Origin of the sequence: Gordonia sp. PP30, assembly GCF_023100845.1 — a bacterium.
In the GTDB taxonomy this organism is placed as follows: Bacteria; Actinomycetota; Actinomycetes; order Mycobacteriales; family Mycobacteriaceae; genus Gordonia.
Map to the genome: position 1 here is coordinate 3,608,809 of NZ_CP095864.1, position 14,108 is coordinate 3,622,916.

At 69.5% G+C, this 14,108-nt stretch carries 17 protein-coding genes; 1 reads left to right on the forward strand and 16 read right to left on the reverse strand.

The window, feature by feature from the left end; translation table 11 throughout:
* Positions 1 to 6: 6 nt before the first annotated feature.
* The 8 genes from MYK68_RS16895 to rpsH form a co-directional block, all read right to left on the reverse strand.
* The gene (locus MYK68_RS16895) at positions 7 to 555 is read right to left on the reverse strand and encodes an adenylate kinase (protein WP_247864911.1); all 549 of its coding nucleotides are present in this window, start codon (positions 553 to 555) and stop codon (positions 7 to 9) included.
* Entirely contained in the window at positions 552 to 1,889 is a 1,338-nt protein-coding gene (secY, locus tag MYK68_RS16900) for a preprotein translocase subunit SecY (RefSeq protein ID WP_247864912.1), read from the reverse strand. The genes MYK68_RS16895 and secY overlap by 4 nt, the downstream gene beginning before the upstream one ends.
* 245 nt (positions 1,890 to 2,134) lie before the next feature.
* A complete protein-coding gene (gene rplO / locus MYK68_RS16905) occupies positions 2,135 to 2,578 on the reverse strand; it encodes a 50S ribosomal protein L15 (RefSeq protein WP_247864913.1) in 444 nt (147 codons plus the stop codon).
* On the reverse strand, positions 2,575 to 2,760 hold the full coding sequence (gene rpmD, locus MYK68_RS16910; RefSeq protein WP_247864914.1) for a 50S ribosomal protein L30: 186 nt from the start codon (positions 2,758 to 2,760) through the stop codon (positions 2,575 to 2,577). The genes rplO and rpmD overlap by 4 nt, the downstream gene beginning before the upstream one ends.
* 4 nt (positions 2,761 to 2,764) lie before the next feature.
* Positions 2,765 to 3,430, reverse strand: coding sequence for a 30S ribosomal protein S5 (rpsE, locus tag MYK68_RS16915; protein WP_247864915.1), 666 nt, complete (start codon positions 3,428 to 3,430; stop codon positions 2,765 to 2,767).
* A 43-nt stretch (positions 3,431 to 3,473) separates the two neighbouring features.
* Positions 3,474 to 3,869 carry a 50S ribosomal protein L18 gene (rplR, locus tag MYK68_RS16920; protein ID WP_247864916.1) on the reverse strand — a complete coding sequence of 132 codons (396 nt, stop codon included), beginning with the start codon at positions 3,867 to 3,869 and terminating at the stop codon, positions 3,474 to 3,476.
* Positions 3,870 to 3,872: 3 nt separating this feature from the next.
* Positions 3,873 to 4,409: a 50S ribosomal protein L6 gene (rplF, locus tag MYK68_RS16925; protein WP_247864917.1), complete on the reverse strand. Its 537-nt coding sequence runs from the start codon at positions 4,407 to 4,409 to the stop codon at positions 3,873 to 3,875.
* Positions 4,410 to 4,420: 11 nt separating this feature from the next.
* A complete protein-coding gene (gene rpsH, locus MYK68_RS16930) occupies positions 4,421 to 4,819 on the reverse strand; it encodes a 30S ribosomal protein S8 (protein WP_247864918.1) in 399 nt (132 codons plus the stop codon).
* Between the two features lie 604 nt (positions 4,820 to 5,423).
* Here rpsH and MYK68_RS16935 point away from each other — a divergent pair.
* The gene (locus MYK68_RS16935) at positions 5,424 to 6,434 is read left to right on the forward strand and encodes a type IV toxin-antitoxin system AbiEi family antitoxin domain-containing protein (RefSeq protein ID WP_247864919.1); all 1,011 of its coding nucleotides are present in this window, start codon (positions 5,424 to 5,426) and stop codon (positions 6,432 to 6,434) included.
* Positions 6,435 to 6,565: 131 nt separating this feature from the next.
* Here MYK68_RS16935 and MYK68_RS16940 read toward each other — a convergent pair whose 3' ends face one another.
* The 8 genes from MYK68_RS16940 to MYK68_RS16975 form a co-directional block, all read right to left on the reverse strand.
* The gene (locus MYK68_RS16940; protein WP_247864920.1) at positions 6,566 to 8,263 is read right to left on the reverse strand and encodes a purine-cytosine permease family protein; all 1,698 of its coding nucleotides are present in this window, start codon (positions 8,261 to 8,263) and stop codon (positions 6,566 to 6,568) included.
* A gap of 127 nt (positions 8,264 to 8,390) precedes the next feature.
* Positions 8,391 to 9,428, reverse strand: a complete 1,038-nt coding sequence (locus MYK68_RS16945; protein ID WP_247864921.1) for a HoxN/HupN/NixA family nickel/cobalt transporter — start codon at positions 9,426 to 9,428, stop codon at positions 8,391 to 8,393.
* Positions 9,425 to 10,174, reverse strand: coding sequence for an urease accessory protein UreD (locus tag MYK68_RS16950; protein ID WP_247864922.1), 750 nt, complete (start codon positions 10,172 to 10,174; stop codon positions 9,425 to 9,427). Before MYK68_RS16950 ends, MYK68_RS16945 begins: the two co-directional genes overlap by 4 nt.
* Entirely contained in the window at positions 10,167 to 10,895 is a 729-nt protein-coding gene (ureG, locus tag MYK68_RS16955; protein WP_247864923.1) for an urease accessory protein UreG, read from the reverse strand. The genes MYK68_RS16950 and ureG overlap by 8 nt, the downstream gene beginning before the upstream one ends.
* Entirely contained in the window at positions 10,888 to 11,613 is a 726-nt protein-coding gene (locus MYK68_RS16960; RefSeq protein ID WP_247864924.1) for an urease accessory protein UreF, read from the reverse strand. Before MYK68_RS16960 ends, ureG begins: the two co-directional genes overlap by 8 nt.
* The gene (locus MYK68_RS16965; protein WP_247864925.1) at positions 11,613 to 13,349 is read right to left on the reverse strand and encodes an urease subunit alpha; all 1,737 of its coding nucleotides are present in this window, start codon (positions 13,347 to 13,349) and stop codon (positions 11,613 to 11,615) included. Before MYK68_RS16965 ends, MYK68_RS16960 begins: the two co-directional genes overlap by 1 nt.
* Positions 13,350 to 13,352: 3 nt before the next feature.
* Positions 13,353 to 13,679: an urease subunit beta gene (gene ureB / locus MYK68_RS16970; RefSeq protein WP_247864926.1), complete on the reverse strand. Its 327-nt coding sequence runs from the start codon at positions 13,677 to 13,679 to the stop codon at positions 13,353 to 13,355.
* Positions 13,680 to 13,687: 8 nt separating this feature from the next.
* Positions 13,688 to 13,993, reverse strand: a complete 306-nt coding sequence (locus MYK68_RS16975; protein ID WP_247864927.1) for an urease subunit gamma — start codon at positions 13,991 to 13,993, stop codon at positions 13,688 to 13,690.
* Positions 13,994 to 14,108: the final 115 nt, after the last annotated feature.

The window sequence follows — 14,108 nt, forward strand, 5'->3', positions numbered from 1 at the left end:
ACCGGCTCAGGCCTTCCCGAGCTTGGTGAGGATCTGCTGCTGCACGTCGGCGACCTCGCCCATGCCGTCGATCTCGATGATGTCGTCGGCGTAGAACTCCAGCAGCGGCGCGGTCTCGTCGGCGTACACGCGCATACGGTTACGGATCACGTCTTCGGTGTCGTCGGCGCGGCCGCGGGCCAGCATCCGGTCGACCACGGCGTCCTCGTCGACCACGATCGACAGCACACCGTCCAGGCTCACCCCGAGATCGGCGAGGATGCCGCTCAGCGCCTCGGCCTGCTCCACCGAGCGCGGGAAGCCGTCGAGCAGGAAGCCCTTGGCGGCATCCGGCTCGCCGAGCCGGTCGCGGACCATGCTGATGGTGATCTCCGGCGGAACCAGGTTGCCCGAGTCCAGGTACTTCTTGGCCTCCACACCGATCGGCGTGCCCTGGCTGATGTTCGCGCGGAACAGATCGCCGGTGGAGATGTGCGGGATACCGAGCGACTCCGACAGCAGTTCCGCCTGCGTGCCCTTGCCTGCTCCGGGAGGTCCGACGATGACGAGTCTCACTTGAGGAACCCTTCGTATTTGCGTTGCATCAACTGGCTGTTGATCTGCTTAAGCGTATCGAGGCCGACGCCCACCATGATCAGAAGCGCGGTACCGCCGAACGGCATGTTCTGCACGCTGCCGCCGTTGCCGATCTCCAGGAACAGGTTCGGCAGGATCGCGATGATGCCGAGGTACAGCGAACCGGGCAGCGTGATGCGGCTCAGCACGTAGCTCAGGTAGTCGGCGGTCGGCTTGCCCGGCCGGATGCCCGGGATGAAGCCGCCGTAGCGCTTCATGTCGTCGGCGCGCTCCTCCGGGTTGAAGGTCACCGCCACGTAGAAGTAGGTGAAGAAGATGATCAGCAGGAAGTACACGAGGATGTGCACCCAGCTGCCCGGGTTGACCAGGTTGTCCTGGACCCACGACTTCCAGCCGGCACCGTCGGTGGAGCCGCTGCTCTGGGTCAGGCTGATCACCAGCTGCGGGATGTACAGCAGCGACGACGCGAAGATCACCGGGATGACGCCCGCGGTGTTCACCTTGATCGGGATGTATGTGGACGAGCCGCCGTACATCTTGCGGCCCACCATGCGCTTGGCGTACTGCACGGGGACGCGGCGCTGGCCCTGCTCGATGAACACGACGGCCAGCAGGATGATGAACGCCGCGACGCAGACCAGACCGAAGATCAGGCCACCGCGACTCTGCAGGATGGTGCGGCCCTCCGCGGGCAGGCGGGCGGCAATACCGGCGAAGATCAGCAGCGACATGCCGTTGCCGACGCCGCGCTCGGTGATCAGCTCGCCGAACCACATGACCAGGCAGGCGCCCGCGGTCATCACGAGCACCATGATGGTCAGCGCGAAGATGCTGTGGTCGTGGATGATCGCGTCGGAATCACACTCGCCCTGCACGCTCTGCAGCAGGCCGCCGTTCGCGGCGAGGGCGACGATGCCGGTCGACTGCAGCAGCGCCAGACCCACGGTCAGGTAGCGCGTGTACTGCGTCATCTTGGTCTGGCCGGACTGGCCTTCCTTGCGCAACTGCTCGAAGCGCGGGATCACCACGGTCAGCAGCTGCACGATGATCGACGCGGTGATGTACGGCATGATGCCGATCGCGAAGACCGACAGCTGCAACAGCGCGCCGCCGGAGAACATGTTGATCAGCGAGTAGATCTGCGCGTGGTCGCCGGAGTTCGCCGCGTCCACACACCGGCCGACTTCTTTGAAGTTCACACCGGGGGACGGCAGCGTGGCTCCGAAGCGGTACAGCACGAGGATGCCGAGGACAAAGAAGATCTTCTTCCTCAGATCCGGCGTCCGGAAGGTCGCCATGAGGCTGGAAAGCACTAACTCCTCCTACGACCGCGCGATCTGGCGACCGGCTGCGGTGCTCGGCTGTCTACTCAACGAAAACTCGGGTGGTGCGCACCGTGGGCGGCACCGCGGTGGGAGACGATCTCTCCCACAGAACCAAAACTCTATCGGATGCCCCAACCGCCACCGGTCAGGTGCACCGGCCGCTCACCCGTTTGACGGATTTCACGGACCGGTCCACCTGACCGGGGACTCATGCGAGGCGGTGCACGAGCGGGTTACTGCTCGGTGCAGGTACCGCCGGCGGCGGTGATCTTCTCGGTGGCCGAGCCGGTGAACTTGTCGGCGGTGATGTCCACCTTCACGTTCAGCTCGCCGTTGCCGAGGACCTTGACCAGGCGGTTCTTGCGCACGGCGCCAGCGGCGACGAGCTCGGCGACACCGATGGTGCCACCCTCCGGGAACAGCCGGGCGATGTCGCCCACGTTCACGACCTGGTACTCGACCCGGTTGCGGTTCTTGAAGCCTTTGAGCTTCGGGAGCCGCATGTGGATCGGCATCTGGCCGCCCTCGAAGCGGGCCGGCACGTTCTTGCGTGCCTTGGTGCCCTTGGTGCCGCGACCCGCGGTCTTACCCTTGGAGCCCTCACCGCGACCCACGCGGGTCTTCTCGGTCTTCGCACCCGGAGCGGGGCGAAGGTGATGCAGCTTGATTGTGCTCATTCGCTGACCTCTTCGACAGTCACGAGGTGCCGCACGACGTTGATCAGGCCGCGGTTGATCGGCGTGTCCTCGCGGGTGACGGTCTTGCGGATCCCCTTGAGGCCAAGGGTGCGCAGGCTGTCACGCTGGTTCTTCTTGGTACCGACGGTGCCCTTGATCTGGGTGATCTTCAGCTGTCCCATTGGTTTACGCTCCTTCGGTCGCCGCGGCGGCGGCAGCGGCGCGAGCGCGCAGCATGCCGGCCGGGGCGACGTCTTCGACGGGGAGACCACGTCGGGCAGCGACCTCTTCGGGCTGCTGCAGCGACTTGAGGGCCTCGACGGTGGCGTGCACGACGTTGATCGCGTTGTCCGAGCCCAGGCTCTTGGCGAGGACGTCGGTCACACCGGCGCACTCCAGCACGGCGCGGACGGCGCCACCGGCGATCACACCGGTACCCGGGCTGGCCGGGCGCAGCATGACCACACCGGCCGCGGCCTCACCCTGAACCGGGTGGGTCACGGTGCCGCCGATCATCGGGACGCGGAAGAAGCTCTTGCGAGCCTCCTCGACACCCTTCTGGATCGCCGCCGGAACTTCCTTGGCCTTGCCGTAGCCGACACCGACCATGCCCTGGCCGTCGCCGACCACCACGAGAGCGGTGAAGCTGAAGCGGCGGCCACCCTTGACCACCTTCGACACGCGGTTGATGGTCACCACGCGCTCGAGGTGATTGCGCTCCTCGCGCTCACCCCGGCCGCCGCGGTTGTCCCGGCGGTCGCCGCGGCCGCGACGCTCGCCGCCGCCGCGGTTGTCGTTGCTGTTGTTGGCGCCGGCGGGTCCGTTTCCGCCGTCACGCTGACGTCCGGGCATCAGAGGTCCCCTCCGTTGGTCTTCGTCATGTTGGTCTTCATCATCAGAACGCCAGGCCTCCCTCGCGGGCGGCATCGGCCAGGGCGGCGATGCGCCCGTGGTAGGCCTTGCCACCGCGGTCGAAGACCACGGTGTCGATGCCTGCGGCCTTGGCGCGCTGGGCGACGAGCTCGCCGACCTTGGCGGCCTGCGCGGACTTGTCGCCGCCGGCGGCGCGGACGTCGGCCTCGATCGAGCTGGCGGCGGCCAGGGTGTGGCCGGTCAGGTCGTCGATCACCTGGACGTGGATGTGCCGGCTGCTGCGCTTGACGGCCAGGCGCGGACGCTCGGCGGTGCCGTTGACCTTCTTGCGCAGGCGGAAGTGACGACGGTTGGTCGCGGTGCGGCGACGGGTCGACACGTCCTTGCCGATGGGCTTGCGAACGGTTGCTTCACTCATGTCTTACTTACCCGTCTTTCCGACCTTGCGGCGGATCTGCTCACCCTCGTAGCGAATGCCCTTGCCCTTGTACGGGTCCGGGCGACGCAGGCGGCGGATGTTCGCCGAGATCTGGCCGACTTGCTGCTTGTCGATACCCGAGACCGAGAACTTGGTCGGGGACTCCACCGCGAAGGTGATGCCCTCCGGCGCCTCGATCGGCACGGGGTGGCTGTAGCCGAGGGCGAACTCGAGGTCCTTGCCCTTGGCCTGGACGCGGTAACCGACACCGAAGATCTCCATCTTGGTGGTGTAACCCTTGGTCACACCCTCCACGAGGTTGGCGATCAGCGAGCGGTTGAGGCCGTGGAGCGCGCGGTTGCGACGCTCGTCGTTCGGCCGGGTCACCACGATGGCGTTCTCTTCGACGGCGACAGCGATCGGCTCGGTGACGCTGAGGTTCAGTTCGCCCTTGGGGCCCTTGACCTTCACGTCCTGGCCGTCGATGTTCACCTCGACGCCGGCGGGGATTTCGATGGGGTTCTTACCAATACGCGACATCTGTTTCGCTCCTACCAGACGTAAGCGAGGACTTCGCCGCCCACGCCCTGGTTGGCTGCCTGGCGATCGGTGAGCAGACCGGACGACGTGGAGATGATGGCCACGCCGAGGCCGCCCAGGACCTTGGGCAGGTTGGTGGACTTTGCGTACACGCGCAGACCCGGCTTGGAGACACGGCGGAGACCGGCGATGCTGCGCTCGCGGCTCGGGCCGTACTTCAGGGTCACGGTGAGCTTCTTGCCGACTTCGGCATCCTCGACCTTGTAGTCGGTGATGTAGCCCTCGCGCTTGAGGATCTCGGCGATGTTCACCTTGATCTTCGACGAGGGCAGCGACACCTCGTCGTGGTACGCCGAATTGGCGTTACGCAGACGCGTCAGAAAGTCTGCGATCGGGTCAGTCATGGTCATGGTTGACCGTCAACCTTTCTCGTAGCGGTTCCCATACAGCGAGAAGTGCCCGATTCCTCGGGGCGCTTGCCGGTGGGCCTTCCACGAAGTGGATAGTTGTGCAAGGTTCATCCCGGGCGATCGCTCACCCGGTGACCTTGTCCGGTTCCATTGGCTTTTCGCCGGGACCGGAAAAGGTATGAAGTTGTGGCTCCCGGGGGCACACTTCACCCGGGCAACCGCTCTAGTGTAGGAAACCCGAGGCCGTCATACCAAATCGGCCCCCGCGACGGTCGGGTGCCCCTCGCCGATCGAGCCTGTCGAAACCCCGGGGCCGGTGACCACATACGCGACACGACCGACGGACCTTCTCACGCGTCACGGCGCACACACTCGACGACGCCCTGGCCTGACTCCCTAGTCTGGCGGGGAGGTCCGTGGGTGAGGACCAGATAGGCGACACCGTGGGCGGACCTTCCCACGTGCCACAGTGCGCCACCGGGAACGGCACGTCGTGGCCGGTCGCGCAACCGGGTGTCCACAGGGCGGGGCGTGTCTCGGGGTTGTCCACAGATTACGCAGGTGAGGGGTTACGCCGGACGATGCGCCCGGTCAAGGTCGGTGCATGACGGTCACCACGGAACCCGCACTGGATCCGACGCCCACGGACGAGCCGGCCTATGCGACAGCGCTGGCCGAACTGCTCGGCCGGCAGGAGGGCGTCGCGACCCGCGCGCAGTTGCTGGCGGCCGGAGTCCCGGCGTCGTACCTGCGCAGGAAGTTGCGCCGCGGCGAGTGGACCGCCCGGCACCACGGCGTGTACGTGACCCACAACGGACCGCTGACATGGGTGCAGCGCGCGTGGGCCGCGACGCTGGCCACCTCGCCGTCGGCGCTCAGTCACGAGTGCGCGATCCGCGCGGCGGGCGGACCGATCGGCGCCGCGCGCGACGATGCGCCGATCCATCTCGCCGTCGCCGATCACCGCCACCTCCCTGCACGCGACGGCATGGTCGTGCACTACCGGGGCAAGCTCGGTGCACGGGCCCTCCTCGACGCGGCGCCGCCCCGGCTGCGCGTCGAGCACGCCTACCTGGAACTCGCCGCGGAGGCGACGGACGAGACGACGGCGATCGCGCACCTCACCGCCGCGGTGCAGTCGCGCCTCACCCGGGCCGACAAACTGCTCGCCGCACTCGAGTCGAGGCCGACTCTGCCGCGCCGCGCCTTCCTCCGGTCGGTGCTGGGAGACGTCGCGAAAGGCACCTGCTCGGTGCTGGAACACGCGTACCTCACCGGGGTCGAGCGCGCCCACGGCCTGCCCGAACCCGTCCGGCAGGCTCCGACCGGGACCGGCCGCCCAGGTTTCCGCGATCTCGACTACCCCGAATGGGGACTGATCATCGAGCTCGACGGCCGCCTCGGGCACGACGACTCCGTCGCCCGCACCCGCGACTTCGAGCGCGACCTGGACGCGGCGGTCGGCGCGCGCCGCCGCACGGTCCGGCTCTGCTATGCGCAGGCCACCACGAGCGCGTGCGCGACGGCGGTCAAGATCGGCGCGCTCCTGCGGCAGGGCGGCTGGCCCGGAACCCCGGCCCCCTGCACCTCGAAGACCTGCCCCGCCCGCTCTTGACGCAGATGGCCTGGCCTGGTTTCCACCCCACCCGTGCGCCATGGACGACGGCACTTCCCATCCGTCGCACCGGGGCAAACCCCGGGGCTGGTGACCAGTATCGGGTCACCAGCCCCGGGGCTCCCACGGAATCAGCGCACGGGCGGGTCGGCGGGCAGGACGTGCTCGCCGGAGCGGTCGCACGCCAGGGCCAGCGACGAGATGTACTGCTTCTCGCCGCCGGGGCCGGGCAGGGCCGAGGCCAGCATGTCGGGGCGCTCGAACTCGGTCTGCGTCACGCAGCACCACAGCTTGGCGTCGCTGGGGTTGCCGTACTCGTCGTACATCGGCAGATCGATGCCGTCGTCACCGCGGCGCAGGTAGTAGCGGCCCTTGGTCGCCACCGCGAGGGCCGGCGGGAGGATCACAGCGATGCCGGCGGCGAACAGCGGGGAGAACGGCTGCACGCCGTCGCCGAAGACCCCGAAGAACACCATGATCGACACCCCGGCGGCGACGATCACCGACACGAAGCCGACCGGGTTGACCGCGTACAGCATGCCGCGGCGGAACTCCGGCGCCTTGGGGCTGATCTTCAGCAGGTACTTGTTGACGACGATGTCGGTCGCGACCACGACGATCCAGGCGATACCGCAGTTGGCGTAGAAGTTGAGCAGCTGCGACAGGAAGCTGAACATGTCGGCCTCCATCAGCGCCAGCGCGATCGCCAGGTTCACCACCACGAACACCAGGCGGCCCGGATAGGTCTTGGTGACGCGGGTGAACGAGTTGGTCCAGGCCAGCGACCCCGAGTAGGCGTTGGTGACGTTGATCTTGATCTGCGAGATCACCACCAGGATCACCGCGAGGGTCATCGCCAGCCAGGCCGGCATGAAGTCCTCGTAGATCATCACGAACTGGTGCACCGGCTCGTTCGCGACGCCCACGCTGTCGGCGACGTGCCCGATCAGGTATACCGCCAGGAACAGGCCGGCGATCTGCTTGAGCGCACCGAACACCACCCAGCCGGGTCCTGCGACGAGCACCGCGGTCCACCACTTGCGGTTGTTCTCCGGGGTCTTGGGCGGCATGAAGCGCAGGTAGTCGATCTGCTCGGCGATCTGCGCGATCAGCGACAGGCAGACACCGGCGCACAGCATGATCCCGGCCCAGCTGACGCCCTTGCCGAGCGGCTGGCCGTCGGAGTCCACACCGGAGAAGTTCAAGAAGTCGCTGACCGACCCGGGGTGCGCGGCGACCAGGTAGACGAACGGCCCGACCATCATGATCAGCCACAGCGGGGTGGTCCAGACCTGCAGCTTGGCGAGGGCCTTCATCCCGTAGATCACCAGCGGCAGCACCATCAGTGTGGAGACCAGGTAACCGATCCATAGCGGTATGCCGAGGCCGAGCTTCAGGCCCTGCGCCATGATCGAGCCCTCGAGGGCGAAGAAGATGAATGTGAACGACGCGAAGATCAGGTTGGTGACGACCGAGCCGTAGTAGCCGAATCCGCTGCCGCGGGTGATCAAATCGAGGTCGATGTTGTAGCGCGCCGCGTACACCGCCAGCGGAATACCGGTGATCACGATGACGACGGCGAACAGCAGGATGCCCCACAGCGCGTTACCGGTGCCGTGCGCGATGCCGATGTTCGCACCGATCGAGAAGTCCGCCAGGTAGGCGATGCCGCCCAGCGCCGACGTCGCCACCACCGCGGCGCTCCACTTGCGGTAGCTGCGCGGCGCGAACCGCAACGTGTAGTCCTCGAGCGTCTCTTTCAGCGCCTCGCGCTCGGCGAGGTCGACGGGCGACGATCCCGCCTCCCCGCGTACCAGTTGTTCGGTCATCTGACCCTCCCACTCGTGCCGGGTTACTCCCGGTGCACCGAATGTAGGAAGGCCTCATGCCGCGGCCGCGACGCCGGAGTTTCGGCCGTGTTTCGCGGGCGGCGGCCAGGTTACCGCTCGGAGTCGATCATCTCTCCGGGTCGACGGCGCCGCGCCGCAGCAGTACCGCCGCGGCGACCAGTGCCCACAGCGACAGCAGGATCCCGGTCAGCCAGAGGCCGAACGTCTCCAGGTCGGCGGATCCGACCGCCGCGACCACCCCACCCCACCCGAAGGCGTCGGCGCCGATCCCGGCCAGTTGGACGACGGCGACCGCGATCGCGACGAGGGCGGAGATGCCCGTCATGATCAGCGCGTACGGGATCACCCGGCGATCCGGTGCCGCCCCGGGCGACCACGCGTAGGCGCGCCGCATGACGGCGCCCTGCACCGTGTCGAGCAGCGACATCCCCGCAGCGAACAGGATCGGCAGCGTCATCACCGCCCACCACGGCACCTTCCCGACGGTGGCGGTGCCGGCGAGGGCCAGCAGCCCGATCTCGGTGGCGGTGTCGAAGCCGAGCCCGAACGCGAAGCCGACGCCGAACATGCGCGACGGCCGGTCGATCAGCGTCTCGAACCGGCGCAGCACCCACCACATCGGGCCGCCCTGGGCGGCGGCGTCGCCGGTCGCCCGGGCACGACGCGCCCGGCGCAGCGACCAGAGATTGATACCGGCGATGAGCAGCAGGAACAGCGACGACACCGCGGGCCCCCACACCCCGCTGAACGCATGCACCCCGGAGTCGTCGCTGGCGACGGCACGGGCGGCCGCGCCGATGCCCGCGGCGAGGGCGGTGCACAGCAGCACCACCACCGACGAGTGCCCGAGCGAGAACCACAGGCCGACCGTGGACGCCGGACGTCCGCGGCCGACGAGCCGCCGGGTGGTGTTGTCGATGGCGGCGATGTGGTCGGCGTCGAAGGCGTGGCGCATGCCGAGCACGTAGGCGCCGAGCCCGACGGCCAGCGCCGCACCGCCGCCGGCCGAGTAGTGCACCCCGGCGGGGGCGACGACCAGCAGGAGCAGACCCCAGCCGAGCAGGTTCAGCCCGATGATCACCGCGGCGGCCACCGGCCAGCCGGACAGCCGCAATGCCGCGTCGCGCCGCTCGTCGCGCCTCATGCCGGTCTCCCGTCGGTGAGTTCGGTGCGCCAGGCGTCCCAGACGGCGCCGAGCGGGCTGTCGTGCAGGTCGGCGCCGAGGTGCCGGGCCAGCGCCCCGGGCCCGTCCAGGGCCATCGCCCCGGCGAGGGCGGCCGGTCGCCGCCCGGCGAGCAGCACGGTGTCGATGATACGAGCGTCGCCGACGATCCCGGGCACCGGAGCGTCTCCGGCGATGTCGGTGTCCTCGACCAGCAGCGGCGCCTCGTCGTGGGTGACGGCGGTGCGCAGCCGGACCCGGCCGCCCCGTTCGCCGGAGCGTCCGAGCACCGTGGTCTCACGCAGCAGCGCGCACGCCCCGGCCGCCAGGGTGAGCGTCAGCGTCCGGGTGAGGTCGGCGCCGTCGGCGACGACGGTCTCCCGGCCCGGCCAGCTCAGGGCGGCATCGGCGGCCAGATCGACCGTCACCGTCCACGAGCAGGGCTCGGCCTGGCGGCCGGGTTCACCGCCGCCGTACGCGACCGTGCCGCCCACCTCGGTGATCTCCAGCAGGCACCCGGTTCCCACGACGATCCGCACGTCGAGGTGGTCGCCGCCGAGCAGCATCGCTCCCCCGGCGATCAGCGCCAGGTGCGCGGTGTCGCCGGTGCGCTCGATCAGCCGCGGCACCAGCACGGCCCCGGCGCCCGCCGCCATGGTGACGCGAGCCCGGCCCGGCGCCCGCTCCACCTCGACGATCGTCGGCGACGGCGTCGCGCGGTCAGCCATGGGTGTGGGTGTAACCGCCCTCGGGGTGGTCGTCGTCGGCGTGGAAGTGCGGCGCCATCGGCCCGGGGTCGATCGGTGTGTGCGCACCGGTGCGATGCGCGTCGATCAGGCCGAGGACCCAGGCCCGCAGCTGCACGATCGAGTCGGGTCGCTTCCGGGACAGCGCGAGCACCCGCCCGCCCTCGCGGGCCGCCTCCGCGTCGGCCACCATCTGCTCCACGTCGACCTCGACGTGCGGCGCGAGATCGGTCTTGTTCACCACCAGCAGGTCCGCGCGGGCGATGCCGGGGCCGCCCTTGCGGGCGACGTCGCCGCCGCCGGCGACGTCGAGCACGAAGATCTGCGCGTCGACGAGGGCCGGCGAGAAGGTGGCGGTGAGGTTGTCGCCGCCGGATTCGATGAGCACCAGGTCGAGCGGCGCGAAGTCGCGCTCGAGGTCTTCGACGGCGATCAGGTTGGCCGTGACGTCGTCGCGGATGGCGGTGTGCGGGCAGGCCCCGGTCTCCACCGCGCGGATGCGGTCGGGGTGCAGGACGCCCGCGGATTTGAGGAAGCGGGCGTCCTCGTCGGTGTAGATGTCGTTGGTGATCACCCCGATCCGCAGGTCGTCGGCGAGGGAGCGGCACACCGTCGCAATCAACGACGACTTGCCGGTGCCGACGGGCCCGGCCACCCCCAGACGCAATGCGCGCCCAGCTGACTGCGCAGATGATTCAGGCACGGAACAACCTCCGATCCGATGTGGCGTGGGCCTGCGCCCACTCTTCCGATTGCGGAGCACTGGCCGCGGGGATCGCGGCCGACTCGGTCAGTGCGGCGAGGCCGGCGACGCGCGGTTCCGCGGCCGCGCACGCGTCCATGATCCAGCCGCTGACCTCGGCCGGGTCGCGGGGTTCGAGTTTCAGCAGCGCCGCCGCCGCGCCGGCCGCCTCGTCGTAGATCACCAGGCGCACCAGGTCTTCTGGCGACAGGCCGAGTTCGACGGCCATCGCCCCGAGCACCACCGCGCGGCACGGGCGGTCGAGCCCTTCGGCTCCGCTCAGGAACCACCGGTCGAGCGCCGCCAGCGCGGGCGACTCGGGCCACAGCCGCCGCGCCAGCCTGCGGTAGCCCCGGGCGAGTTCGCGGGAGGCATCACGGAGCGCGGGCGACGGAGTCCGCGCCGCCCACGCCTTCTCGACCGCGAGCAGGCCAGACACACTCGACTCAGCCCCCTGAGCCGCCGACGAAGGAGGCGTGTCGAAGGGTACGAGCAGATGCCGCGCCACCACCGCGGTCCCCGCCTCCACACACGACGTGGTCACCGCCCTTCCGAGCATCAACTCCCGCACCCGTTCCGCGGCGAGGCCACCGCGCAGCGCCGGTTCGACACCGGACGAGTACGCGTGGCCGCCGGTGGGCAGCCGCGCGTCGGCGAGCAGCATGGCGGCGAAGGTCATCAGAACATCGAGTAGAGCTGGGCGAGCGGGAGTTCCTGAGCGGGGGCGGGGGTCACCGGCTCGCCGTCGATGGCGATCGCGAAGGTGTCGGGTGCGATCTCGATGCGCGGCAGGGCGTCGTTGACCTTCATGTCCTTCTTGCCGATGCCGCGGGTGGGGCGCAGCGGAGCGAGGCGGCGCGCAAGCCCGAGCCGGCCGGCGAGGCCGTCGTCGAGCGCGGCCGGCGACACGAAGGACACGGACAGATCGGCCCCGATCGCGTCGCCGAAGGCGGGCCGCATCAGGACCGGCTGCGGCGTCGGGATCGACGCGTTCGGGTCGCCGAGCGCCGCCCACACCAGGCCGCCGCCCTTGATCACCACCGACGGCCGCACCCCGAAGAACCTGGGTTCCCACAGCGTCAGGTCGGCCAGCTTGCCGACCTCGACCGAGCCGACCTCGTGGTCGATGCCGTGCGCGACGGCCGGGTTGATCGTGTACTTGGCGACGTACCGCCGGGCGCGCAGATTGTCCGCCGGACTCGGCCCGTCGAGCGCGCCGCGTCGTGCCTTCATCACGTGCGCGACCTGCCACGTCCGGGTGATCACCTCACCGATCCGGCCCATCGCCTGTGCGTCGGACGAGGTGATCGAAAGGGCCCCGAGGTCGTGCAGGATGTCCTCGGCGGCGATCGTCGTGGCCCGGATACGCGATTCGGCGAAGGCCAGGTCCTCCGGCACCGACGGATTCAGGTGATGACACACCATCAGCATGTCCAGGTGCTCGGCGACGGTGTTGACCGTGTGCGGCAGCGTCGGATTGGTCGATCCCGGGATGATGTGCGGCAGCGACGCGATAGACAGGATGTCCGGGGCGTGCCCGCCGCCGGCACCCTCCACGTGGAAGGCGTGGATGCTGCGGCCGTCGATCGCGGCGACCGTCGACTCCACGAAGCCGGTCTCGTTGAGCGAGTCCGAGTGCAGCGCCACCTGCAGGCCCCAGTCGTCCGCGGCGGTCAGCGCGGCGTCGATCGCGGCGGGCGTGGAACCCCAGTCCTCGTGCACCTTGTAGCCGGCGGCACCCGCGAGCGCCTGCTCGGCGAGGCCCTCGGCGGAGACGGTGTTGCCCTTGCCGAGCAGCAGCACGTTGAGCGGCAACCGGTCCAGCGCGCGATGCATCTGCGTCAGGTGCCAGGCGCCCGGCGTCACCGTGGTCGCCTTGGAGCCCTCCGACGGCCCGGTGCCGCCGCCGATGATCGTGGTGATGCCGGTGGCCAGGGCCTCATGACACTGCGACGGCGACAGCAGGTGCACGTGCGAGTCGATCGCGCCCGCGGTGAGGATCTTGCCCTCGCCCGCGATCACGTCGGTCGACGGTCCGATGATCAGCGCCGGGTCGACGCCGTCGGCGATGTCCGGGTTGCCCGAGCGCCCGATACCGACGATCCGGCCGTCGCGCAGCCCGACGTCGGCGCGCACGATGCCCCACCAGTCGAGGATCACCACGTTGGTGATGACCGTGTCGAGCGCACCGGTGACATTCGGCCCGCTCGCTCCGCTCCCGGCGCCGGGTTCTCGCGGGGTCGTCGACTGTGCCATCGACTCCCGGATCGACTTGCCGCCGCCGAACACGGCCTCCTCGCCGCCCACGGTGAGGTCGCGCTCGATCTCGATCCACAGGTCGGTGTCGGCGAGTCGTACCTGGTCACCGGCCGTCGGCCCGTAGATCGCGGCGTAGCGTTCGCGGTCAATGCGCATGTCCTACCGCTCCGTCTTCCCGAGTTGCAGACCCGGCACCCGCCGCCGGCCGCGCAGGGCGACCGCCTCGACACGCCGCGACGCCCCCGGCTCGAAACGCTGTGAGGTCCCGGACGGGATGTCCAGCCGGAAACCGCGGGCGGCGTCCCGGTCGAAGTCGAGCGCGGTGTTGGCGTCGGGCAGATGGAGGTGGGAACCGATCTGAACGGGCCGGTCGCCGGTGTTGACGACGACGAGGATCAGCCGCTCGTCGTCGGTGCGGTCGGCGTTGAGGTCGATCGTCCCGGGCCGCACCCGCACGGCGCCCGGTCCCTCGGTGTTCAGCGACATGCGCGCTCCTACGACTCGATCGGGTGATGCAGGGTGACGAGCTTGCGGCCGTCCGGGAAGGTGGCCTCCACCTGGACGTCGTCGATCATCTCGGCGACGCCCGGCATCACCTCGTCGCGGCGCAGCACCTCGCGGCCCGCTGTCATGAGTTCGGTGACCGGCAAGCCCTCCCGGGCCCGCTCGATGACCCACGTCGAGAGCAGCGCGACCGCCTCCGGGTAGTTCAGCAGCACGCCGCGCTCACGACGGTCGCGCGCGACCATCCCGGCCACGGCCAACAGCAGCTTCTCGCTGTCTCCGGGTGTCAGGTGCATGCGCCCGATGGTGCCACCCCCGCGCGGCCCGTCCGGCCACTCTCGGCCCGTTTGCCGAGGTCGCCCCGATACGCGTAACCAGAACGTCACCCGCCGGAAACACCCGCCGGTCCGG